Source organism: Nocardioides sp. B-3 (assembly GCF_024703895.1).
In the GTDB taxonomy this organism is placed as follows: Bacteria; Actinomycetota; Actinomycetes; order Propionibacteriales; family Nocardioidaceae; genus Nocardioides.
Map to the genome: position 1 here is coordinate 4,345,444 of NZ_CP087968.1, position 22,847 is coordinate 4,368,290.

The following is a 22,847-nucleotide window of genomic DNA, read 5'->3' on the forward strand; positions in this document are numbered from 1 at the left end:
GTGCCTTCCACGTTGGAGATCTTGAGTCGTCGTAAACCCAAGTTTCCCCTGCTGGGTAGGCACTTCCGTGTTTCTACGCGCCGATCAGGCCGCTGCCTCGTGAACGATCCGGGTTAGTCGGCGCAACCTTGAGGCGTACTTGCTGGATGACGAAATCTTGGCTGCACTTTGCATCAGCCTTGAACGCCCGGACGAGATTGACGCTGTGAAGGCGATCAAAGCCGCCGCCTTGAGTGCCAGCGTCGCCCGAGGTCATGACCCGGACGATCTAAAGCCTGCAGGCGGAGAGACTTACAACGGCATTCGTAAGCTGTTCTCTTTGGCAGGGGCTGGGAGTGACTGGACGGCTTTTGCTAAAGCGACGCTCGCCCCCCTCTTCAGGACCGAGATGATCGTCTATGGCGAGTTGCGACGAGACATCTTTGGGGAAGCGCTTAGGGCGTCAAGCCCTTAGAGATTTAGGTGGAAGTGCAGGTCCTTCTCTGATGGCGACGGCGTTGGCGTTGGCGTTGGCCAGTACGGAACCTTGGCGACGAGTGCGCTTCACACCGGAGCCACGGACGCGATCGCCTTCGAGAGAGATTACGGGAGGGCTCGACCCGGCGCGTCATAGCCGCGATCCGTGTTGCGAGTACCGCGCTCAAGCCGCCATTCGGTGGCGCGGCTAGAGGACGTAAGTCCTGTCCTGCGGCTTGTGACTGGTGACCGTCGCAGATCTACGTATTCAGGCATCTTCTGTCTAACCCGGATCGTTCACGAGGCAGCGGCCTGATCGGCGCGTAGAAACACGGAAGATGCCTACCCAGCAGGGGAAACTTGGGTTTACGACGACTCAAGATCTCCAACGTGGAAGGCACTCCGTAGGTGAAGCGTACTTCGTGGTCTGCTGGCTTGTCCGTATCTGCCGATGGTGTCGGCGTGGTGGCTCACGCGGGCAGTGTCGGGCTCCGTCTTCTGGCCGATCGGACCGGCCTCACGACCGAGTTGTCGAAGGCGATGGTGCGGCGCTCGTTCTCCCCGGTCCACGACCGCGGTCGGGTCCCGGTCGATGTCGCGGTGATGCTTGCCGATGGTGGTGAGGCGATCGCTGATATCGACGTGCTGCGCCACCGGGCTCCAGTTCTCGGCCCGGTCGCGTCGCCCCCGACGGTGTGGCGGACCCCGGACGAGGTCACGCCGGGCCGGTTGAAGAAGATCGCCACCGCGCGTGCCCGCGCCCGGCGCCACGTTTGGGCACAGCTGCCCGGCGGGTTGCCCGCGTCCCAGGTTGCCGGGACCGACCTCGGCGCGACGGTCGTGCTCGACATCGACGCCACCATCGTGGTCGCACACTCCGAGAAAGAGAACGCTTCGCCCACGTTCAAGAAGACCTTCGGCTTCCACCCGCTCGGCGTGTGGTGCGACAACAGCCAAGAGTTCCCGGCCGCGCAACTGCGGACCGGGAAGGCCGGTTCGAACACCGCCGCCGACCACATCACGGTCCTCACCGACGCGATCGCCCAGATCCCGGTCGCGTATCGCAAAGACCTGCTGATCCGCGCCGACGGTGCAGGTTCCTCCCACAAGCTCCCGGACTGGCTGACCGAACAAGGCAAGATCCGTGGCCGCCGGGTTGAGTACTCCGTGGGGTTCGCGGTCACCGAGAAGATCCAGCGACGCCATCAAGCTCGTCCCCAAGGACGTCTGGACGGCCGCGTCCGATGCCGACGGCGGCGTCCGTGAGGGCGGCGACGTCGCGGAACTGACCGGGCTGCTCGACCTGTCCAGTTGGCCCGCGGGGATGCGGATCATCGTGCGCCGCGAACGCCCCCACCCCGGCGCCCAACTCTCGTTGTTCGAAGAGCGTGACGGCTGGCGCTACCAGACGATCGCCACCAACACCCCCGTCCAGCCCGGCGTGCAGCTGGCGTTCCTCGAAGCCCGGCATCGTGCTCACGCTCGAGTCGAGGACCGGATCCGGCACGCCAAGGACACCGGCCCGGGGGCGGTTCCCGTCGAGGGAGTTCAAGATCAACCGGGCCCGGCTGACCGCGGTGATGATCGCCGCCGACCTCGTCGCGTGGACCCGCATGCTCGCCCTTGTCGGCGACGCCGAGATCCTCGCAGGCTGTGAACCCAAAGCGTTGCGCTACCGCTTCCTCCACGTCCCGGCCCGACTCACCCACGGCGCCCGCCGAAGACGGCTCCGGGTTCCCAAGTCTCGGCCGTGGGCGACCGTGATCGTCGCGATCTTCGCGAACATCGCAGCGATTCCACCACCAGCCTGACCCGCCCGTCCGCCACGAGATCACGACCCGGAGACCCGCAGCCCGGCAGCGCCAGCCGGCTCAGCGTCGTACCCGCAGACGACCACCGGCTCACCTCAGACCGCGGCGACGTCGTCACTGCCGTCATGAATCACCGGGGCTAACGGTCCGGGCCAAGAGGTGGGGTGGGTTGGGCAGTCGTTGCGGCGCGGTCGCGCCTCGGCGGTCCTACTGTCAGGCGGAGGCGACGGGTCTCGGTCGTCCGTTCTCCAGCGAGCGGGGGTGGTCGCGGCTACGGTCCGGACATGGGAGTTCTGGTGGTGACCGGTGTGATAGGCCTTTTGGGGATCTTGGTGAAGGCTTCGATCGACAGCGGAAGCAGGGCGACTCGGTGGCGCCGTGCTATCAGCGAAGACCTCGAATTGCTGGCCAAGTACCGTGTGGCGATGCCGGATGCATCAGCGACGTGGGACCTCGAGGAGCGCATTGACCGCGAGATGATTCTGTACGCTTGGCTCGGGGAGCCTGCTCCCAGCAAGCGCGAGAGCGAAAGCGGAGAGTCAGCGAAGGGAAGCATATTCGCGGGAATTGCGGAAAGGCTCGCGCTGGTTTTGGCTGTCGGAGGAGCTGGCTTCTCAGTGGCCGCTCTTCTCGAATCCGCGCGTTTCGATCCCGTTGCCGTCAGACTGGACGAGCGTGTTGATCGGGATAGCCACGCTGACCGCCGGCATCACTACGGGGATCCTCGTCTCCTCGGCCTTCGACAACAGGCTCGCGCTAGGTCGCCGAGCTGCGAGTCTTGAGGAGCGAGGCCATCCGGTCACGCAAGCTCCCCGTGACTGATCTGCGCGGGCACGACACGTTGCCACAGAGTTGTCACCGGCGGAGAGAGCGTTGCTGCGTCGCGTCAGTAGCCCGCCCCATTCTGCCGCTTGGCGGACCGTCCGGTTCGAGCGTTCTCCCACGAGCGCGGGCTGGGGGTGCACGTCCGTGAGCACGCTGTCGTGCATGATTGCGCCCCTGCGCAACGCGGACGCAAGGTCGTTGTACGAAAGACGGGGCGGAACCATTCCTACTTCAATGCTTCCAGAAGAGGCATGGACGCCATGGCGTCGCCTGCATCGTTTCCTGACCAATGCGGGGGCCACTGTGAGGCGGCGGTGCATAGACACCGATTCGACCCGATGAGCGACCCGGTGAGTCAAGAAACCTCTGCCGTCCTTCTGTTCGCAACCTCTGTTGTCTTTCTTACCAAGTCACTTACGGCCCCAAGGCGACGACTGCGCTGGCGGCTAGGACGCATCAAGTGGCTACGACGAGTGATTGAAGGACTGGGCTTGGAGGGCCCACCGCTGCTGTTGCGAGAGCGAGTCCTTCTCTGGGGCGCAGTCATCGCTGTGGCGCTGCTAGTCCTTCTGCCGTTCTACCTGCCATGGGACGGGACGTGGGCTGATGCTGGGCCCGAGGCGGCATTCAGCTCGGCCTTCGTTGCATCCCTTGGCGTCGCTCAGGCTATGGCCCTGTCGGCGATGGGAAGGCAGCCCGTCGTCATGCGGAACGTCGTCCGCTACGTCGTGGCTGGCATCGTCGTTGCCTTGATTTGGTTCCTATACCGTGCAGTGGCCAATCCCGATGCTCTCAACGCATTCGCCGCGATCCTCGCCGCTGGGGCGGCTATGTGCGCCGGCGTGATTGACCATGTGGCAGCTGCGCTGACGACTAAGGTGCGAGAACTTGGATCGCTTGTGAACGGGGGAAACGTGGCTGAGGCTTTGCCGTTTGGGGACCACCCCATTGACGACGTGTCGATGGATGTGCTGAACAGATCACCTCTTGCGGTGGCTCTGGCGGAAGAACTCGAGAGCGTGGACGCGAGCAAGGGACTCGTCGCTGCTATCACCGGCCGGTGGGGATCCGGCAAGACCTCCCTCATGAATCTGACCGCCGTTCGACTCCGGGCGAATGAGAGTGTCCGGGTCGTTGAGTTCAATCCGTGGTTGTTCTCAGGGGTAGACGAGCTGGCCACCATCTTCTTGTCCGAGCTTGCCGCGCAGCTGGAAGACGTTGAATCGCGCGGGGCGCAGGCTCGCAGGATGGGCGCAGAGGTGGCTCAGGCAGTAGCTGACTACTCCGGTGCGCTCAGCCTCGCCGGGTTTCGTGCCCGGCGTGGCTGGCGTACAGGACTCAGTTCGGGAATCAGCGAGTGCTGCCGCGCGCCCCGGGGCGACACGAGTTTGCACGCGCGCCGTGCAACCGCCATGAAAGCCCTCGCACAGTTGGATGGGCGCGTAGTAGTCCCGGTGGACGACATAGACCGGCTCAATCCGACTGAGATTCGACACCTGTTCCGCACGGTCAGGTTGACCGCCTCCTTCCCGAACGTGGTCTATCTCCTGTGCCTCGACCGCCAAGTTGTGGAGTCCGCGCTAAGCGAGGAGGGATTCTCGGGCAGGGCTTATCTCGACAAGATCCTGACCATCACCGTTGACGTCCCGAACCCTCACCCCGGACCGTTCCGCCGAGCATTCCTCCATTCTTTGCAAGGCGTCGCGGACAGTCATGTGACGGGTCCATTTGACCCCGACCACTTCGCAAGGTTGCTGAGAGAGTTGCTCGACCCTCTGATGGTGACGATGCGAGACGCGAAGCGCGTGTTGGCATCCCTTCCGGTCACGCTCAGACTGATCGAGGATGAACTCGCCCTGACTGATGTGATTGGGCTCGAGGCGCTACGAACGTTGGCGCCCGAACTGCATGCTCTGTTGGACAGCTGCGCCCCAGTCTGACCACTCCACCCCCAGCTACGGCGGCTCGGTCGAACGACCCGAGCTCGCGGCGCAGGTAGCGAAGTTCGTGGAGGCTGATTCGCGAGGCGGTGATGTAGCGCGGGCCGCAATAGGCGTGCTATTCCCAGCGGGAGAGCGTCATCTCGGCGGCACCAGTTGGGCCGCCTCGGAGGCAACGAGATGGCGGAGTGAGGGAAGGTCGCGGCAGCGCCCAACTTGCGCTTCTACTTGAGCCGCTATCTGCCCGACGACGTTGCGCCAGCTCGCCATCTCCACGCAGTCATCGATGCCCTAGGAGACCTCGACCGCGCGCGTGCCGCGTTTGCCCGGGTGAGCGACGAGGCTCTTGAAGACCTACTTGAGCGGCTGTTGCCCGTCTCTGAGACCGCCGACCCATCCGTGGCGCCTTCGGCAGTTGAGGTCCTCATCGAGCAGTTCCCGCGCCTGCGCGTCGGTCGTGGTCGCGGGATGGACGACTTCGGGGCGGAGTTCGCGGTGACTCGGCCGGTTCTGCGACTGCTGCGACGCATGGCCCCGGACGACGTGATGGCGCTGACTCAGCGCCTGATCGATATGACCCCCACCCTCTACGGGGCATTTGAGCTCGCGACGATCGTCGGACACCGCGAGAACGCCGGATCTAAGATCGTCCCAGCCGAGGACGCAATCGCCATTGAGGAACAACTGAAACGACGACTTCGCGCAACTGGCCCAGCTGAACTCGCCAGTGAACGCAGTCTCGTGCGGCTTTTGTTCCACACGTTGCTGCCACCCGAGGATGCTGACTCTTTGTGCCTGCCCGCGCTGGCCGACGCGCGTGTGACGGCAGCCCTGTTGCGCGACGCCGTGGCTGAGGCGCACAGTTCCGCCCTCGATGGCACGGGATCCACCAAGGTGGCCTATTCCTTGCACTGGGACGTGCTCGTGCGGATGTACGGGAGCGAGGCCGCGGTCTACGCAAACGCAGCCGATGTCCGGGGCATCGACGACGCCAAGATACGCGAGGATCCACGACTCCAGTTGGCGCTGTCGCTTGTCGAGAAGTACCGGGGTGGTTGGCGCCCCGGCGAGTTCGGCGGACTGCTCGACGATTGGCGATAGCCGGCGATCGCGCTCGCATACCGGCTTCGCCGGAGGCAGAGGGTCGGAATTCTGCTCGATTCCGGACGCGAGGCCACCCCCGCCACGAGCCGCAGTGCGGTTGCGACATCCAACGCGGACGCGGACTGCTTCTCTACCCGGGGACGACCGGATCTACCGCCTTCCGCGCAGTCGCAAAGGTGACCCATTCCGCAGCGTGTGCCCGATACGGACACAACCACGGGACCTCTGAACCCCAGTGGCAGAGTGCACTACGCGCTCAAGATGTCGCGATCGTCAGCCCACGAAACCACAGGTCGCTTGCGCGGGGGCGCGCACCTTCGGTCGGAGGCCGTCTACGAGCCGGCGCCGTCCCTTTCTTGAGCAGGTTCACTCGTCGGCACAGACCTCCTTGAGGCACTCGCGCAGGGAGTCGATGTCGAACCCCTGCTCGCGCCAGCGCTCCTGCAGCTCCGGGGAGAACGCGTCCTTCTCCAGCGCACAACGCAGCAATCGGCACCAGTCCCCCCGTCGTGCCCTGACCCACCTGCGGGGTCAGGGTGGGGCTGGTCGCCGGTCGGCCACACCGCGGCGGTCAGCAAAGCCTCGCGTGTGAACGGCACGCCGCGGAACGTCCCGCCCCAGGCACGCACGATGATCCGGTAGACCCCAGCGACGGTCGTCGGAAGCGTGAGGTTGAAGCCGCCGCCACCAGTTTCCACCACGTCGAGCGTGGTCTGCGAGCCGTCGGGGTAAGTGACCTGCGCCTCCACCCGTGCCCGGCCCTCGACCGGGACACCGTACTCAGTGAGGACCGCTCGCAGCTCAAGCATCGAGCCCGGCGTGAAGCCGCTCTGCGTCAGGCCGGTCCGCATCCGCAGGTTGCTAAGTGCGTGCACGCTGACGCAGTACGCCGCGCCGTTGGCACGCAGGTCCCGGATCCTAGCGTCGTCCCGGTCCCGGGAGATCCACTTCTTGTACGCGCGCTTGTCGATGTCTAGGACGGCGTACCAGTGCCCCCGTGCGCCGGGCCCGACGGAGCCGGCATCGGAAGGCTCAGTCCCACGGTCGTCACCTCGGCGGCCTGTTCTGAATTCGGCGCCCGGGACGCCGCTGGAAGCGTCGAAGACGTCACCAGCCGGCGTCTCGACGGCGACCCGCAGGACGGGAAGCGATGGCAGCACGATGACCCGGGCGTTAATGTCGGCCTCGTTGACGCTGAACGGGATTCGCACCTTCGCACCGGGCAGCACGTGGCCGACCGGGTCCACGATGATGTCGTTGCAGGGTGACTCCCGCCGGGATCTGGAGGAAGAACTTTCGGACCCGGAACTGGTCGTCCGGGCTCGAGGACAGCACCCCCGAGAGTAGGAGCGCGCCGCCCGTCGAACCGGCCAGCTGCGTCAGCGCGGCCGTGTTGACCTGCGTCTCGTTCCCGAGGCCCACCGCGTAGGTCCGGTCGTCGATGGAGGAGGCGACGTCCGCGATTGACTGCGGCCGGTTCTGGATCCCGTCGGTGAACACGACGATCGCCTTGTCCGTGTATGCCCCCGCCGGCAGGGCGGACAGCTCGGAGCGGGCCATCGCCAAGCCGTCGCCAACCGAGGTCGCCCCATGGGCCCCGTGCCCCCCGATCGCGGTCAGGGCCTGCCCGCGCACGGGGTCGCCGAATCCATTGCTGGTGATCTTGGAAATGGGCAGGCCGCCGTACGTCGGGTGGTTTGGTGGGTAGGCGTCGTCGTCGAACCGGATCAGCCCGATGCCGTTGTCCTTCTGGATCAGGTTCGCGAACAGCGCGGCCGAGTCCTTGAGCACGTCGAGGCGCTGGGCCCCGCTGGTACCCGCGGGGTCCGCCATCGAGCCGGACTGGTCGAGGGCCAGTTCGACGGCGACGGTGGGCCGCGGGATCGTGCTGGCCACCAGCTCGAGGTCGAAGTCCCGGTTCCCGACGGTCACCGTCGTATTCACAGGCCCGAGCGACTGCGGCGCTGTACCGACGGCACCGGCGGTGAACTCGAACCACACCCGCGCCTCCCGGTATTGGGTAGGCCCGGCCTTGGAGAGGACCTGCGGGGTGGAGACCCCGAACGGGGTCGCCGGAGACGTCCCAGCCTTCACCTGCAGGTGGACGTCGCCGCAGGTGCGGATCCGGAAGGTCGCCGATCGCCAAGTGGTCTCGAGCTCCGGTACGTCGTTGAACACCACCCGGTAGCGGAGGTGGAGGCGTTGTAATGGTTCTGCGCCTCGACGACTCGGAAATCGCTGCTATTGGTGTCATAGCAGGGCGGCGAGAGTACGGACAGGTCGAGATAGTTGATGACCGCAGCCTTGGTCGGGTCCGATGCCCACGGCTCCAGCCCGGTACCGCCGGCCCGGGGGCTCGACGTGCTCGGTGACAAGGGCGTTGACCTGCGCGGCGTTCAATCCGGCGTACGCCGTGGTGGACCCGAGGCGCTCGGGATGCGCCGGGTCTGTCTGCCACTTCGCCCAGATCCGGTCGAGGTTGGAGTGGAGGAGGAACACGAACGGGTCGTGGAAGGAGTAGTGCGGGTTGCTGATGGTCCCGCCGATGTAGCTGTGCGCGACGCTGTCGTGCGCGGCCTTCAGCGCGGTAGCGAAGGTCGCGAAGTCCGAGTTGCCCGGGATCGACGCGTCCGTGGCGATGGCCGGGGTCCCGTCCGGGTCGGCGGCGACCGACCCGACGTCTCGCCAGATCTTGGTGTGCCCGTTGCCGGTCTCGGCGTCCTCTGTCGACTCGAAGTCGTTGAGCAGGTGACTCACGTTTCCGGAGGCGTTGTCCATGAACTGGGGTGTGAACAGGGCTGCTCGTGGGCCGGAGGCCACGCGCGGGTCGGTGGTCCAGTCCCAGTAGTGGAGCGACAGCTCAGGGTCGACCTCGCGCAACAGCGCCTCGAGGCGGTTGACGATCACCCTGTGCCACGGGATGAAGGCCGGACCCCCGTGGACGTCGACGCCGTTGAAGTGAGCGTTCTTGTGGATCTGCTCCTGTTTGTCCCAGTACGAAACCCCGTCCGGGAAGAACTTGGTGGTGTCCAGCTTGCGGACCGCCTCGATGAAGCGGTCCCGCTCAAGGGCACTGACCGTGCTGATGTCGCGTCGGATGCCGTCTCCTAGAGCCATGGTGCTCTCCTCCTCGGTGGCCACCGAGCAGTGGCCCTTTGATGTAAAGAGGAACCTCAGCCGTAGGAGATACGAGGTCACCACCGCACGATTTCCCGTCCGCAGCACGGCTGCTGCCCGGGCTCCAAATTGGTGCGAGGGGCGTGCATCCGGCGCTGCCACCACCGCTACGCAATCATGTCGATTCACTTGCGGACAGGCGCGTCAAACCGCCGCCTTCGCGCCGCCAAGTGGCTGTCATCGACTCCAACTCGCGTCGTTGCTGTACTGCGACCACGCGTCGTCCATCTGCACCGTATCCGCGCGCTTGTCCGGCTCGACAGCAAAGTCAAACGGTGTGGTCCGCATGACCATCCACACGGCGTTGGCCAAGTCGATGTACTGCTCCGCAGTCATCTCTTCGCCGGTGATCTCATGCTCGTTGATGTGGATAGTGATTCGTCTGGTCATTGGGTGAGTGTGCGACACCTACGTGTCAGCCGCCATCTACGTTCTCGAGAACGACATGCGGGCGCGAGGCGGCGGGGGTTTCCCGCCGCAATCCAGCTCAAGCTCTGCGACGACGTGAAGCGTGTCTCGCCGTTCCACATCAGAACGACGACGTAACTGCAGAGCTCGCCGTGAAGCTATCGAGCCGCGACTTAGCCGGCAGCGGGCTCTTGACTAGTCGCCGGTCAGGGCTCCGGAATCCAGTGGCACCTCACCAAGAGCAACGTCGAATCTCATGCCTCGCTCGGCCAGCTCAGCCTGGAACCGCTCCTCGGCCTCACGGACCGCGAACTCGGCGTCGACGTAGATCTGGCAGGCCTTGTCGAGCATCTCCTGAAGGCTCTTGCACAGCAACATGTCGTAGAACGCGAATGGATGCGCCGAGGTGACCATTGAGATGAAGACTCGGAAGACCCCAATGAGAGTGTTCTGACCGGGGTCGGCGAGCTGCGCGTTCGTCGCGTTCGTCAACACCGCATGATTCCCACCCCGCTCCACCAAACTGATGCGCATCGCCTTGGCGTCGGCATGAACGTAGTGGCTCGACCAGTTGTAGATGCTTCGGAAGTGGTCGAGCTCAGCGAGCCTCTCCAGTGCTCGAAGGTTGGCCTCTTCAGGGAACGGAAGCCCGGGGAGGCCAGCAGCCCACCCGTAGGGTGAACCGAACGCCGGCCCAAACCGTCCGATGACTTCGTCGTGCTCCTTCTTCAGCTCCACGATCGTGTCCTCTCTGAACGGCTCATGACGCAGCCGCTCAGCGTTCTCCTGATACGTCAACGCATCCCTGTAGTTGACGACCTTGTCGTGCAGAACGAACCGCTCCGCAAGATCCAGGTGCGGTTCCTCCTTCCCGAACTTCGCCAGCACTCCGGCGCGGACAGCGATCTCGTGCACCGTTCGCGATAGCGCATGCGCCCCGAGCGGAAACCCAGCCGACAGGAGCGCATGAACCTCTCAGGGAAGCCCTGATCGCCTGACCGTTGAGGTGAATGAGCACGTTTAGGATCCGCTCCCGCTCACCGGGCCGCCGTGCATTGCGCTTCATGAAGATCCGTCCGCCCTCTTCGACAGCCGAGGTGATCTTCTCGTGCAGATCCAGAGACGGACCCCAATGGACACGAAGCCGCTCAGCGAACTCCACGCGGTAGACGGACGAGTCGTCGACGTACTCCTGACCATGCTCCTCCGGGGAAGCGGCATGATCGGCTGCAAAGCTATCGATCGTGGAACTAAGCCTCGATCCACCGATGAGCAGGGGCTGACTGGTCGGGGTCGCTGACGACGGGTCATCGGGTGTGTGGGCGTGGCCATCCGTCTGGCCTCGCTGCCGAGTTGTTCCGGGTTGGTCTTCGTGCCGGTCTCGGCTGGGGTGGTCAGGCCGTCGGTGTTGGTGGTGGGCGTCCGCAGGCCCGGGTGAACAGGTCGCTCCAATCTGTCTCCCGGGGCCAGTGCGCCGGGAGGTGCAAGGTCACCCGGCGTGCGGAGGACGCGACCCGGGCCGGCACCGTGATGACTTTGCGACGGATCGTCGCGGTCGTGGCCTTGGCCAGCCCGGGGCTGGTCAGGGTCGCGGCGGCTCGGGTCAGGTTGAACGCCATCACGGCCAGCACGAGCCGGGCTGCGTTGGCGGCGAACTTGCCCGAAGGCAGGTGCGCCAGCGCGGAGTGCTTCAGATCGGCGTGGACCTGCTCGATGATCGCGTGACCACGGTGGGTCTTGTCCGCGGCCACGGTGTCGGCCACGGCCGGGTCGGTGGTGGTGAAGAACGCGTGGAAGCGCCGGTGTCGAACAACGTCTCCTGCCCTGCGTTCTTGCCCGGGTTGAGGTCCGGGATCCGGCGCACCACGAGCCGTCCGGGGACCTGCTCGGCCTTCTTCTTCGAAGTGAACGCGGTGAACCCAATCTCGGAGACCTCGGCGCGAGAGACCCGTGTCTGGGTCTGCTCGTCGAAGACCGCGTCGGTGTACTCGATGGGAGTCCACGCATCGTCACCGATGCTGGCGATCGCCGCCTTGACCTTGGGATCCATCCGGACGGTTACCGACACATCGGCGCCGCCGCGGATCGTGGCACCAACGGTGGCGTGGCCGTAGAACGCGCTGTCGGCACGCACCAACACCTTGGCCGAGGACAACGAGGCGACCGTCTTCAACGCGTCCGCGACCAGCTCCGGCCGCGCCCCTGGCGAACCACACGAGCCCTTCCGCAGTCGCTGAGCCACGATCACCGGTGCGGACTGGGTTGTGGTCGCCGTGGCGAGGAGTGCGTTGAGTCCGCGGACGCCGGAGTAGCCGTAGCCCGAACCCTGCTTGGCGTAGCCGTGGACCTCGATGATGGTGTCGTCGATGTCGAGCATCACCCGCTCAGCGGTGCCAGCCGAGGAGACGACCAGCGGGGTCCGGGCTGCCAGCCGGCCCAGGGAACCGGGAGGCCACGGCGTCGAGCTGACGGACGTGACCGAAGGTGAACGACCGCAAGAACGAACCCAGCGTTGAGGGTGCGTAGGCGTTGGTGAAGACCCGGCCCATCCCGCCGTGACGCAACAGCGCCATGTCGTCGATGGAGTCGGCGCCAGCGACCATCCCGGCGACCAGCGAGGTGACCTTCAAGCCGGCGTTGGCGCCCTTGTCGGTCGGCACGCTCAGATGCGTGTGAGCGAGTTCTCGGAGCCCGGCGGACCGGGCGAGAGTCAGGACCGGGACCAACCCGGCGGACGACACGAGATTCGGATCGTCGAACACCGCTGAGGTCGCGGCCGACGTGTGGCAAAGTTGCATCTACGAGATGCCCTTCGTACTTGGTGGAATTGGGACCCTGAAGAAGTCCGATTTTCCCAGCACGTAAGGGCATTCTCACTTCACGACGCGCTCACAACCCCAAGTTCATCGGTGGATCGAGGCTAAGAACCTCCCACGCCTTCAGCGCGGCTTCCTCACGATCGACACCCTCCCTCCGCATGCGGTCGACGGCCTTTCCGTACATGTCCAGAAAGAAGTCGTTCGGGTCCTCGAAGTCAGACGGCATCGACGGAGTACCTTCAGTTGGGGAGTCATCCACGAACGAGACGGTACGTCGGCGGTCCGACAGGGCCGCCCAATCGCCTCCGATGATGTCGCCCGAAACGGTCCCAGCGCGCTTCCCGGTCGACAAATGCTGCGATCGACTTTCATGCGCCGCCAGCTCGGCAGACCGATGGCCCGGGGGATAAGCGGGAGTTTGTAGCGACGAGGGAGTCGTTCAGCCGCGATCGAGTCTGGACTTGGACACGGGCCCGGCTTCACCAACTCGGCCGGCCAATGAACCGGTGGGAACCAGGTCCGGCTGCGCAGCGCAGCGGACGGGTCTGCTGCACGAACGGGTGACGCCGCGTACATTCTCGCCCGCGCGGGCGGCCACGTCCGCGACCAACTCTCCATCCGGGCTGGGGCGATGCGTCGAGCGAAGAGGCCCCTCCGCAGACTCAGACCTCTGTTGCACCCCTAGAATCACCTCCGAGCCATGCGCATCAGGAGAAACGTCGAATCAGGTCTGCGGAAGGACACGAGTGGAAGGTCTCCACGAGTTCTTTCGCGTCGGGCGTCTGATCCCAGACGACCGGGAGGTTGTATGCGTCCCGCCCGGGACCCGGGTGCGTGACGCACTGGACGTGATGCGGCATGGCGGATACGACCAAGTTCCTGTTGTCACGGCCGGACATGTCGTGGGCGTCTTCAGCTACCGCTCACTTGCGCAAGGACTTGCCCTCATGCGTCCTCAGGACAATCCGCTCGACGCGCCTGTCGACGATCTTGTCGAAGATCTTCCATTTGTCAGAGTTACCGACGAAGTCAGTTCCATCCCTGGACAGCCTTGAATCGTACGGAGTGGTACTCGTCGGAGACGAGACGAACCTGCTGGCCGTTGCAACAGCAACGGATGTCAACGTCTTCCTGTGGAATGCCACCCGACCATTTGTACTTCTGCAAGATGTCGAACTCGCCATCAGAGACTTGATGCGCTCATGCACCGACGGGGCAGGTCTAGGGGCAGCTATCGCCGCAGCACATGTGGAAGGGGCGAAGCGGCTAGAGGACCTGACGCTCGGAGAACTGATGAGCGTGCTCCTGAACGAAGCCAGCTACGGCGACCTGTTTCGACACGCCTTCGGTTCCCGTCGCGATCTCGTCACAGCAACCCTTGAACCTGTGCGCGAGATCCGGAACAAGGTGTTCCACTTTCGCGATGACGTCTCGGTCGGGGAGCTCGAGACTCTGGTAGCAGCCGTCGGGTGGCTGCGACGGAAGATTCTGATTCGAAGGGGCCAGACGGCATGAGGTCAACCGACGCGATGGTGGCGGAACTGGGCAGTCCGACTGGACCCCGACGTGCTGTCATCCGAACCATTCCCCGGGGCCGGGATCCGGTCCGCTCTGGAAGCGTTCATTGGCGAGACGTCCATGAAAGGTCTCGTGCTGATTCTGGTCCCGTCACAGGCCCTTGCCGAACAGTGGGCACTTCGCCTCGACCGCCGAGGGGTCGATGTCGAGATTCTGCGCTCGGCTTCTGATGCCCTCCTGTTGCGAAGCGTCGCGCAAGTCGCTCGCCCCCGTGGCGTCATCGTCGCTACGTTCGCCCGCGCCCGGCACGGTCAGGCACGGACGGCCCTAGCAAACTACCGCTTTGATCTACTCCTCTACGACGGGGTAACAGGCGCCCCCCCTGAATCTCTGGATCAGGGCGGATTCTTAAGCGCGGCGAAAGAGATTGCACTCGTGACAGGGACGAGCCCGTTCTGAGTGGGATGGCGCGCAGACCTTCTTCGAGGTCACAGAGCAGGACTTCGATGTGGCGACGCGCCGTGTCGTGCTCACCACGATCAACTACGAGGATTCCGCGCTAGACGTCCGGACGCTTGACCGGGCCCGACAGTTCCTCGCTCGCTTCGCCGAGTCCGACCTCGACGAGACCGACTCCTCTACCGGTGCATCGCTTCACGAGATGCTGCTTAAGGTCGCCACCGGCGCGGTCTCATCGATCCGGTCCACGCCAGAAGATAAAACTCACGCCCGGCGTCTCGCCGACAAGATTGAGAGCGCCGACGCAGCGGACGCGAGATTGAACGCCCTTGACTACCTGCTTCATGAACGCTCGGACATCGGTAGGTGGATCGTCTCCGTGCTGCGTCGAGCTGATGCCTACTACGTGCGCGACCATCTGAGAGCGCAGCAGATCAAGGTTGCAGTTCTCACGGGTGATTCTCCACAATCCGAGCGTCTAGAGGTTCTGAAATCAGGAACCTCGGTGATCATCGTTACCACGGCCGTTCTGACATCGCTGACTCAGTGGCCTCATGGATACGGCGCCGTTTGGTGGAGCCCGCCGGGCACGCGATGGGACTACGAAGCGCGCATGTCGCTCCTTGCTACGGCCGGCGATGCGCGGTCTTCCAACTACTTCGTCGGTAGCCGCTCTTCAAGTCGCTACGGTGACGGGGCGGCTTGATGCTCGAGATCGTGCCGCTCCGAGCACCCGCGAACGAGCGTCCTTCCGGCGCGTCACGGGCCATCCCCCTTGACCTCATCCGCCCGTGCGTCAGCTTCGACCTGCGCCACCAGCCGGGCAGCCACTCCAGCTGTGATGGCACCGATGCAGGCGATGCCGACGAGCATGAGCGCAACGGCTACGAGCCGTCCGGTGGTCGTCACGGGGAACCGGTCCCCGTATCCGACAGTGGTGACGGTGGTAGCCGACCACCACAGCGTCGCCGAAGGTCGTGATGTTTGCTCCCGATGCGTCCTGCTCCGCGTCCAACACTGCTATTGCGCCGAGGCCAAGTGCCATTACAGCGGTCCCTGCGACGTAGGTGGACACCTTGCCGACCAAGGTTCCCGCCGCCGAGCGGTTGAGCACACGCGCGAACGCCGGGATGCGAAGGAGCCGCAGAGGTCGCAGCATGGGCAGCAAGATCAGCGCGACGTCGTACCAGTGTAAGAGGGCGTACCGCCCTCGTTCGTCTGCCAGATACAAGCGCATCGCAAAGTCGAGGCCGAATGCCACCCAGACCGTCCAGCTCGCTACCTCGAGCACAGTCCGTAGGTCTGGATCGAGTCGTGGGTCCAGGACTGGCCACGCGTAGGCGATCAAGAAGGCGAGGGCGAGCAAGAGAAGTGGGATCTCTGAGCGCTTCTCCCAGCGTTGGACCCGTGTCATGGCCGAACCCTAGGTCGCGTCCGCCCGGTGGTCCGGGGTTCTACAAATTGCGTCGATCTCTCGCGTCTTGCTGCCAAATCACAACCGCCCCCTGACTGATTCATCAGTCCGGGGGCGGTTCATGTTGGTGGGCGATACTGGGTTCGAATCTTATTCCGGCCCGCCCGGCGATACTGGACAGAAGGTGACAATACTGTTCTGACCTGCGAAAACAGGTTCTGTATCGCCGGGTAGGGATGGACACGACCAGCCAGATTCTGCCATCCTTGTTGCACGTTGTTGCACGATCTGGGGAGTGGGCATGGCACGCAGGCGAGGCTTCAGGGCGATCAGGAAGTTGCCAAGCAAGAGGTATCAGGCCTCCTACATCGGTCCGGACACGATCCGCCACACGGCGTCGGTCACCTTCGAGGCGGCCGAGGACGCCGAGGCGTGGCTCACCGATCGCCGCCGCGAGATCAAGAACGAGGACTGGGCACCGCCGACGACGAAGAAGCCGTTGACGTTCGGGGAGCACGCCGAGCGCTGGCTCACCAACCGTCAGTTGAAGCCACGCACCCGCTACCACTATCGCGGCATCCTCGACGCGAAGATCCTCCCGACCTTCGGCAACGTCGCCTTGAAGCACGTCACGGCCGGCCTGATCGACGACTGGCACTACCAGATGGGCGAGGCGACCCCCGACTGCGAAGGCGCACGCCTACGGCCTCATGAGAACGATCCCGGGGGACGCCGTTCAACGTCGTCTGATCGACTTCAACCCATGCCACATTCGGGGAGCTGGCAACACGAAACGCGTCAAGCAGATCGGCCCCGCCACCCTGCCCGAGCTCGAGGCGCTGACGAAGGCGATGCCCGAGCGTTACCGCCTCATGGTGCTCCCGGCCGCGTGGTGTGGACTCCGGTTCGGGGAGATCACCGAGCTACGCCGCCATGACTTCGACCTGACCAACGGCGTCGTCAAGATCCGCCGAGCCGTCGTCCGTGTCAACGGGGAGTTCATCATCGGCACCCCGAAGTCAGATGCGGGCACCCGCGACGTCAGCATTCCGCCGCACCTTTTCCCCGTCGTGAAGGCGCACTCGGGCGACAACATCACCGGAGGACGCGACGGTCTCCTGTTCCCTGCCGCTGGCGACCCGACGAAGCACCTTGCACCCGCCACGCTCTACAAGGTCTTCTACAAGGCACGCGAGGAAGCCGGAAGGCCCGACCTCCGGTTCCACGACCTTCGCCACACCGGAGCAGTCCCGGCCGCAAGCACCGGCGCCACCCCCGGCCGAACTGATGGCCCGCCTCGGACACTCCACCGCCGGCGCAGCACTGCGTTACCAACACGCGGCCAAAAACCGCGACAAAGTCATAGCCGAAGCCCTGTCGAACCCGGCGACGAAAGACCTCTAACCAAGCGCCAAGGAAGACCAGTCGCATCAGTGGACGCCCTCCCTGCCGCGTCTGGCCCCGGAGAGCGCCAATGTGAGACCGGACCGTTGTGTTCCCGTGGTGAGCCGTCGGGTCGTGGTTCCGCTCGAGCCACCGAGCAAACCCCGAATCGTCGCCAAGTCGCGCTGCATCTCGACAGCGATTGCCGATCAGTGACGACTCGAAAACCCAATCGCCTGATCGGTCCGTTGAGACCCACCCAACGAGCGGCGCGCATGCTACGAAGGTCCGTAGATTGGTCCGCCCCTCGGGGGTGGACCGAGCGTCATTTCAAGGCTAGGTGACGAGTGTTGACGGGCGGTGACGAGGCTGATGCACGGTGGGGTGAAGTTCTTTCGGGGGTCCGCGGCTGCAGCGGACTCCTACGTCGAGGCTGACCACTCCCGCGCCGACGACTACTACCTCGGCCGAAGGCACCGGTCTGGCCGAGCACTGCCTCGCAACCCCGGGCACGGTGCAGCGAGTAGATGATCTCGACGGGCCCGCGTATGAGCGGTGGGTCGCCGGCTACGACGTACTGACCGGCGCAGCGAAGGGCCGGCTGCGCGACGACGCACGCGCTTTGCGGTTCGTCGAGGTCGTAGTGAACGGGCCGAAGTCCCGGTCGCTCGCCGCCGCACTCCATCCCCACATCGCGATCGCGTACGACGCGGCGATGGACCGGGCGGCTGGTGAGGTGATCGGTTGGGTGGCCAAGCACGCCACCACCCGGGTCGGGCCCCGTGGCCGACAGGTGCAGGTCCCGGTGGAGAAGCTCGAGGCGGCCGTCGTGCAGCACTACACCTCACGCGCCGGCGACCCGCACCGCCACCTCCACGTCCAGATCAACGCCCGCGTCTTCGCGCGCGGGGCATGGCGCGGACTCCACTCCGTCGGCGTCGTCGACAGCATCGAGGCGCTTAACGGCATCGGACACGCGGCCGTGATGTGCGACCCCGAGTTCCGGGCCGCCCTTGCCGCGCGGGGGCTACACGCTCCACGACGACGGGGAGATCCCTCAGCTCGCGCCGTACACGGCCGGGTTCAGCCAGCGCGCTGCACAGCTCAACCGCAACGTCGACCGATACGAAGCCGACTGGCAGACCGAGCACCCCGGCCACGAGCCCGGACCGCGACTGCGCCAAACCCGGAACCGACGCCACTGGGCGGACGCAAGGCCCGACAAGGTCATGCCACGCAGCGGCGCCGACCTCGTCGCCGCATGGACCAACGAACTTCACGACCTCGGCTTCACCCATCCGACCCTACCGACCAACCCGGCGACCGAGCCGGGCCTGCAGATCGGTCGGCTCAACCGCGACGTCGCCGCCGACCTCGTGCTCACCTGGCTCGGCGCCAAGCGGTCGGCATGGAACGCAGCCGACATCCGCGGCGAGGCCGAACGACTGATTGCCTCCGTCGGCGTGGTCGCCGCGCCATCGGTCCGGCACGAGCTGGTCGGAAACATCGCTGACCGTGCCCGGACACGGTGCGCGCCGTTACTGGACCGAGGCGACGTCCCCGAACACATCCGCAACCTGACGTCCGAACGCGTCCTCGCCGTCGACGCCAACCTCATCGACGCCCTCGCCGCACGTGCCTTCTAAGCGAAGGTCGCAAGTTCGACTCTTGCCGGGGGCACCGACGCCGAATGCCGTGTCACTATCCTGCGGGTTCTCGACTCGATGTCGACGGGCCCCAAGCCGTCGATTCCTCCGACCGATCGTCGCGGCACTGCAGCGCTCCTCCCCCGGTGGAGCTTCCCCCCGGTCGTCACAGCTGTACCACGCTCCCTCGACGTTGCCCTGTTGGCAAAGCCCCGCACTTGAGAGGGCCGGATTGGGCTGGAGCTGGGGTTGTGCTGGCGCTGGGGTTATATGAACCAACAACCCTCCGCTGCCGCTCCGAGCACGCTGAGCGGTTGACACCCGTTGACAGTTTCTGCCGGTGGATGGCACCTGACCTGCACAAATGCTGGAATCTCGTGCTGTCGCGCTGGCGATGATTGACAGCCCTTGACAGAGTTTCTGGCCTGTTTATGGACACCTTCGAGTCGATGAGGAAGCTCGCCAGTTCCCTGCTGAGTTGCTGCGTGGGCGACCGTCCAGTCTGAACCGCCCCGGAGATTCCGGAGTCTGAATTTGGTGGCTCAGCCGGTCGGTTTGAGCTCGTTTCTTGAAGCGTAGTGAAGTTCCTCGGCGGCCATCGGGGTCAGGTCGGCGAGTGCTTCGTGAGGCCTTTCGGTGTTGAAGAAGTCGACCCAGTTCAAGGTCTCGAGCTCGACGTGCTCGACACCTCGCCACGGCCCTTCGGGGGCGGATGAGCTCGGCCTTGTAGAGCCCGATCTGAGACTCAGCCAAGGCGTTGTCATAGGCATCACCCACCGACCCCACGGACGGGTCGACCCCCTCGTCAATGAGCCGCTGGGTAAAGGCAAAACTGACATATCGAGACCCGGCATCGGTGTGATGGATCAGGCCGGACAGGTCCGTGATGCCAGCTCGGCGACGGGTCCAGATCGCGTGCTCGAGGGTGTCGAGCACCGTGTCGGTCGTCATCCTTGTCGCGGCACGCCACCCGACGATGCGGCGGCTGAAGACGTCGAAGACGAACGCGACGTAGACCGTCCCGGACCAGGTCGCGACGTACGTGAAGTCCGCCACCCACAGCTGGTTCGGCCGCGAAGCCCAGAACTGCCGATCGACCGTGTCCTCGGGTCGGCTCGTGCCATCGGAAGGCAGCGCGACAAGCCGGCGTTGGCGCAGGGCGCCGACCCAGCCCTGCTGGCGGTAGAGCCGCTCAACGGTGCAGCGGGCGACGTCATGACCTCGGCCACGCAGGTGGATCCACATCTTCCCCGGCACCGAACCGCTTGAGGAGCTTCTGTCGTGCGCGTTCGGCTTCGATCAACGCAACCAGCTCGGCATCGCGCAGCGCCCGCTTCGACGGGCGGCGACGGCGTGCGTCGTAGTAGGTGGAAGGGGCGATCTTGACTCCGTGCTCGCTGAGCACGCGGCAGATCGGCTCGACCCCGAACACCTGCTTGTGGTTGTCGATGAAGTCGATCAATACCTGTTGGGGCGGTCGAGCTCCGCCGCGAAGAAAGCCGAGGCCGCCTTCAAGATCTCGTTGGCCCCGACGCAACTCGGTGACCTCCTTGCGCAGCGCCTTGATCTCAGCGATCTCCTCGCTGGTCTTGCCAGTGCGGACACCGCCGTCGACCTCGGCCCTGGCGTACCCACTTACGCAGGGACTCCAAGGACGTGATGCCGAGCTTCGCGGCCACCGACCGCATCGCCGCTGTTTCGGTGTCGTAGTCCGCTTTGGACTCGATCACCATCCGTGCCGCGCGCTCGCGCAGCTCGGTCGGGTACTTCGAGGGACGTGCCATGAGAGTGATCCTTCCAACGAATCAGCTCTCCGGACATGCCGGGGCGGTTCAGTCCTCGTCCCCTCGCCTACCGCCGTCTCGAGTACCCGGAGGTGGCGCGGGCCGAGTACCAGTGCAGCGCACCGACTCCTGATCCGTCGAAGTTGGGCGCGTCTCCGAACGGGGATTCCTTGAGGCCGGCGTCCGACAAAAGACCGAGTGCTCAGCTTGCGGGAACGACCTCGTGGTGGCTGCCGTGGATCGGCCCGTCGACCGTTGTCAGGCTCCGTCCGCTCCCGTTCCAGCGGCGAGCAATGATCTCGCCCGCGATGCTGATCGCGGTCTCTTCAGGCGTCCGGGATCCGAGGTCGAGTCCGATCGGGCTCGCCAGTCGCGCTAGCTGGCCCTCGCCGACGCCGCGCTCCCGAAGGCGTGCTGCCCGATCCTCATGAGTTCGACGTGACCCCATCGCCCCCACGTACACATCCTCGGGTAAGCGGAGCGCAACCTCAAGGAGAGGTACGTCGAACTTGGGGTCATGGGTGAGCACGCAGATCGCCGTACGGCGGTCGACGCGTCCGGCCGCGATCTCCTCCGCGAGATAGCGGTGAGGCCACTTCACAACGACTTCGCGAACAGACGGGAAGCGGGAGTGGGTCGCGAAGACCGGTCGCGCATCGCAAACGGTGACGTCGTAGCCGAGGAAGGACCCGACGTGTGCCATCGACGCAGCGAAGTCGATCGCTCCAAAGACGATGAGCCGCGGCTTCGGCACGAAACTGACGACCAGGGACCATCGCGTCCTCCCCCGGCGCTCGCCAGCGGCGCTGTACCGCAAAGCACTCGTTGCCCCGGCCTCGAGCAGGCCGCGCGCGTCGGCCGCTACCGCGTCGTCCATCCGACGCCTCCCGAGCGACCCTTCCAAGGCGTCTGGTCGGACGACGACGTGCGCCCCGACGCGCGCAGGATCTGGATGCGCGACGAGGGTGGCGATCGCCACTGGCCGTCCGCACTCGACGTCTTCGGCGACCGCCGCAAGCTCAGGGAATCCGTACCGGTCGATCCTCTGGACGAACACGTCCAGGATCCCGCCACACGTCAGCCCCACAGCGAACGCACCTTCATCACTGACCCCGAACCGATGAAGGGATGCGAGACCAGAGTCGATGACCGTCGTGCCGATGTCGTAGACAGCGCCCTCCACGCACCCGCCCGACACGGATCCGACCACCTCGCCGCTCGGACCCACGATCATGCAGGATCCGGGCTGACGTGGCGCCGATCCGAAGGTTTCGACCACCGTGGCGAGCGCGACCGGTGCACCAGCACGCCACCATCTCAGCAGGTCGATGAGTACGTCCCGCATCGGCGTTCGATCAGCCGCGCAGGCCGCGCACCAGCAGAACTGCAGAACACGACGCTCGCGACCGCAGCGGCACCGGCGACGGCCCGCTTCGCAACTGCTGCTCCGGCGACGCTCATGAGGTCGAGTGGCTCCGCTTCGGGCAGCGGAACTGCCTTCACTGCAGGCGTGGCCATGGCACCCGCCGGCGACCCTGAATGGGTCTCAGCGGTGACCGACTCCGAGACGACCGGGGCGGGCGCTTCCAGCGCGCTGCTGATGTTGGCGGCGAACTGGTCAATGATCTTCGAGCTCACGTCACTGAGCAGACCACGGCCGAACTGGGCCGGGCGACCAGTGAGGGCGAGGTCTGTTGTGACATCGACCCGGGTGGCCGCTTCCAGTTCGGTGAGCTTGCACGCGATGGTCGCCGCAACGGTGCCGGCACCCTTCGTATCCTTGCCCTCCGCCGCCATCACCAGCTGTCGTGCCTCTTCGTCGCGCTCGGTGAACTTGCCCTGACCCTTGTAGGCCATCTGGATCGCGCCGATCTTCACCTTCACCTGACCAGTGAAGGAATCGCCCTCGAAGCTGTTGAGGGAGGCGCCGGGCAGGGCCGGGACGATCCGCTCGACGTCTAGGAGCAGCTCCCGTGCTTCGTTGATCGGAACAGGAACCGTGAACGCGTGCTGCAATTGCATGGATTGATCTCTCTGGGGTTTGTTGGTGGTTTCAGCGGGTGAGGCCGGCAGCGTCGAGCATCGTCCACACGCGGGTGGGGC

General features: G+C 65.2%; 19 protein-coding genes, 5 pseudogenes and 1 other annotated feature. Of the genes and pseudogenes, 11 read left to right on the forward strand and 13 right to left on the reverse strand.

What is annotated here, in order from left to right:
* Window positions 1-73: 73 nt before the first annotated feature.
* The gene (locus LP418_RS28835; RefSeq protein WP_257954622.1) at window positions 74-256 is read right to left on the reverse strand and encodes a hypothetical protein; all 183 of its coding nucleotides are present in this window, start codon (window positions 254-256) and stop codon (window positions 74-76) included.
* 608 nt (window positions 257-864) lie between these two features.
* Here LP418_RS28835 and LP418_RS28840 point away from each other — a divergent pair.
* The 4 genes and pseudogenes from LP418_RS28840 (at window position 865) to LP418_RS28855 (ending at window position 6,133) form a co-directional block, all read left to right on the forward strand.
* Window positions 865-2,267 (forward strand): annotated as a pseudogene (locus LP418_RS28840) (IS1380 family transposase).
* A gap of 284 nt (window positions 2,268-2,551) precedes the next feature.
* Entirely contained in the window at window positions 2,552-3,049 is a 498-nt protein-coding gene (locus LP418_RS28845) for a hypothetical protein (protein ID WP_257954623.1), read from the forward strand.
* A 516-nt stretch (window positions 3,050-3,565) separates the two neighbouring features.
* Window positions 3,566-5,032, forward strand: a complete 1,467-nt coding sequence (locus tag LP418_RS28850; RefSeq protein ID WP_257954624.1) for a KAP family P-loop NTPase fold protein — start codon at window positions 3,566-3,568, stop codon at window positions 5,030-5,032.
* 228 nt (window positions 5,033-5,260) lie between these two features.
* Window positions 5,261-6,133, forward strand: coding sequence for a hypothetical protein (locus LP418_RS28855; RefSeq protein WP_257954625.1), 873 nt, complete (start codon window positions 5,261-5,263; stop codon window positions 6,131-6,133).
* Window positions 6,134-6,468: 335 nt separating this feature from the next.
* Here LP418_RS28855 and LP418_RS28860 read toward each other — a convergent pair whose 3' ends face one another.
* The 7 genes and pseudogenes from LP418_RS28860 to LP418_RS28890 form a co-directional block, all read right to left on the reverse strand.
* Complete coding sequence (locus tag LP418_RS28860) at window positions 6,469-7,347, reverse strand: hypothetical protein (protein WP_257954626.1); 879 nt, start codon at window positions 7,345-7,347, stop codon at window positions 6,469-6,471.
* Complete coding sequence (locus LP418_RS28865) at window positions 7,310-8,314, reverse strand: vWA domain-containing protein (RefSeq protein ID WP_257954627.1); 1,005 nt, start codon at window positions 8,312-8,314, stop codon at window positions 7,310-7,312. The genes LP418_RS28860 and LP418_RS28865 overlap by 38 nt, the downstream gene beginning before the upstream one ends.
* Window positions 8,315-8,386: 72 nt before the next feature.
* Window positions 8,387-9,334 (reverse strand): tyrosinase family protein, encoded by a 948-nt coding sequence (locus LP418_RS28870; protein ID WP_257954628.1) that lies wholly within the window; start codon window positions 9,332-9,334, stop codon window positions 8,387-8,389.
* 156 nt (window positions 9,335-9,490) lie between these two features.
* Window positions 9,491-9,703 carry a hypothetical protein gene (locus LP418_RS28875; RefSeq protein ID WP_257954629.1) on the reverse strand — a complete coding sequence of 71 codons (213 nt, stop codon included), beginning with the start codon at window positions 9,701-9,703 and terminating at the stop codon, window positions 9,491-9,493.
* Window positions 9,704-9,916: 213 nt separating this feature from the next.
* On the reverse strand, window positions 9,917-10,681 hold the full coding sequence (locus LP418_RS28880; RefSeq protein ID WP_257957231.1) for a DUF5677 domain-containing protein: 765 nt from the start codon (window positions 10,679-10,681) through the stop codon (window positions 9,917-9,919).
* A 434-nt stretch (window positions 10,682-11,115) separates the two neighbouring features.
* A pseudogene (locus tag LP418_RS28885) lies at window positions 11,116-12,519 on the reverse strand (IS1380 family transposase).
* A gap of 91 nt (window positions 12,520-12,610) precedes the next feature.
* A complete protein-coding gene (locus LP418_RS28890; RefSeq protein ID WP_257954630.1) occupies window positions 12,611-12,766 on the reverse strand; it encodes a hypothetical protein in 156 nt (51 codons plus the stop codon).
* A 625-nt stretch (window positions 12,767-13,391) separates the two neighbouring features.
* On the opposite strand from LP418_RS28890, the gene LP418_RS35010 reads away from it, so the two are divergent.
* Together LP418_RS35010 and LP418_RS28895 are read left to right on the forward strand one after the other, a co-directional pair.
* Entirely contained in the window at window positions 13,392-13,595 is a 204-nt protein-coding gene (locus LP418_RS35010) for a hypothetical protein (RefSeq protein ID WP_442940343.1), read from the forward strand.
* Between the two features lie 10 nt (window positions 13,596-13,605).
* Entirely contained in the window at window positions 13,606-14,055 is a 450-nt protein-coding gene (locus LP418_RS28895; RefSeq protein WP_442940059.1) for a hypothetical protein, read from the forward strand.
* Window positions 14,056-14,208: 153 nt separating this feature from the next.
* Here LP418_RS28895 and LP418_RS28900 read toward each other — a convergent pair whose 3' ends face one another.
* Entirely contained in the window at window positions 14,209-14,367 is a 159-nt protein-coding gene (locus LP418_RS28900) for a hypothetical protein (protein WP_257954632.1), read from the reverse strand.
* Window positions 14,368-14,584: 217 nt separating this feature from the next.
* On the opposite strand from LP418_RS28900, the gene LP418_RS28905 reads away from it, so the two are divergent.
* The gene (locus LP418_RS28905; RefSeq protein WP_257954633.1) at window positions 14,585-15,223 is read left to right on the forward strand and encodes a hypothetical protein; all 639 of its coding nucleotides are present in this window, start codon (window positions 14,585-14,587) and stop codon (window positions 15,221-15,223) included.
* 53 nt (window positions 15,224-15,276) lie between these two features.
* Here the strand turns inward: LP418_RS28905 and LP418_RS28910 are convergent.
* A pseudogene (locus tag LP418_RS28910) lies at window positions 15,277-15,483 on the reverse strand (potassium channel family protein); the annotation flags it as partial.
* Window positions 15,484-16,268: 785 nt separating this feature from the next.
* On the opposite strand from LP418_RS28910, the gene LP418_RS28915 reads away from it, so the two are divergent.
* From LP418_RS28915 to LP418_RS35020, 4 genes and pseudogenes are all read left to right on the forward strand, one after another.
* On the forward strand, window positions 16,269-16,868 hold the full coding sequence (locus LP418_RS28915) for an N-terminal phage integrase SAM-like domain-containing protein (RefSeq protein ID WP_257954634.1): 600 nt from the start codon (window positions 16,269-16,271) through the stop codon (window positions 16,866-16,868).
* Entirely contained in the window at window positions 16,804-17,658 is an 855-nt protein-coding gene (locus tag LP418_RS35015) for a site-specific integrase (protein WP_442940060.1), read from the forward strand. The genes LP418_RS28915 and LP418_RS35015 overlap by 65 nt, the downstream gene beginning before the upstream one ends.
* A 40-nt stretch (window positions 17,659-17,698) precedes the next feature.
* Entirely contained in the window at window positions 17,699-17,845 is a 147-nt protein-coding gene (locus LP418_RS28920; protein ID WP_257954635.1) for a hypothetical protein, read from the forward strand.
* Window positions 17,829-18,960, forward strand: a pseudogene (locus tag LP418_RS35020) (relaxase domain-containing protein). Before LP418_RS28920 ends, LP418_RS35020 begins: the two are co-directional and overlap by 17 nt.
* Before the next feature lie 542 nt (window positions 18,961-19,502).
* On the opposite strand, the pseudogene LP418_RS28935 reads toward LP418_RS35020, so the two are convergent.
* From LP418_RS28935 to LP418_RS28945, 3 genes and pseudogenes are all read right to left on the reverse strand, one after another.
* Window positions 19,503-20,744: pseudogene (locus tag LP418_RS28935) on the reverse strand (IS3 family transposase).
* Window positions 20,333-20,461: a sequence feature (AL1L pseudoknot), on the reverse strand. It overlaps the preceding pseudogene by 129 nt.
* A 202-nt stretch (window positions 20,745-20,946) precedes the next feature.
* Window positions 20,947-22,089, reverse strand: coding sequence for an XdhC family protein (locus LP418_RS28940; protein WP_257954637.1), 1,143 nt, complete (start codon window positions 22,087-22,089; stop codon window positions 20,947-20,949).
* Window positions 22,062-22,766 carry an SRPBCC family protein gene (locus LP418_RS28945; protein ID WP_257954638.1) on the reverse strand — a complete coding sequence of 235 codons (705 nt, stop codon included), beginning with the start codon at window positions 22,764-22,766 and terminating at the stop codon, window positions 22,062-22,064. The genes LP418_RS28940 and LP418_RS28945 overlap by 28 nt, the downstream gene beginning before the upstream one ends.
* Between the last annotated feature and the right edge of the window lie 81 nt (window positions 22,767-22,847).

Excerpts from the sequence above, each read along its gene's own strand:
- LP418_RS28835 (WP_257954622.1), bottom strand. The coding sequence starts at position 256 with ATGACCTCGGGCGACGCTGGCACTCAAGGCGGCGGCTTTGATCGCCTT.
- LP418_RS28845 (WP_257954623.1), top strand. The coding sequence starts at position 2,552 with ATGGGAGTTCTGGTGGTGACCGGTGTGATAGGCCTTTTGGGGATCTTG.
- LP418_RS28875 (WP_257954629.1), bottom strand. The coding sequence starts at position 9,703 with ATGACCAGACGAATCACTATCCACATCAACGAGCATGAGATCACCGGC.
- LP418_RS28890 (WP_257954630.1), bottom strand. The coding sequence starts at position 12,766 with ATGCCGTCTGACTTCGAGGACCCGAACGACTTCTTTCTGGACATGTAC.
- LP418_RS35010 (WP_442940343.1), top strand. The coding sequence starts at position 13,392 with ATGCGGCATGGCGGATACGACCAAGTTCCTGTTGTCACGGCCGGACAT.
- LP418_RS35015 (WP_442940060.1), top strand. The coding sequence starts at position 16,804 with ATGGTGCTCCCGGCCGCGTGGTGTGGACTCCGGTTCGGGGAGATCACC.
- LP418_RS28940 (WP_257954637.1), bottom strand. The coding sequence starts at position 22,089 with ATGCGGGACGTACTCATCGACCTGCTGAGATGGTGGCGTGCTGGTGCA.
- LP418_RS28945 (WP_257954638.1), bottom strand. The coding sequence starts at position 22,766 with ATGCAATTGCAGCACGCGTTCACGGTTCCTGTTCCGATCAACGAAGCA.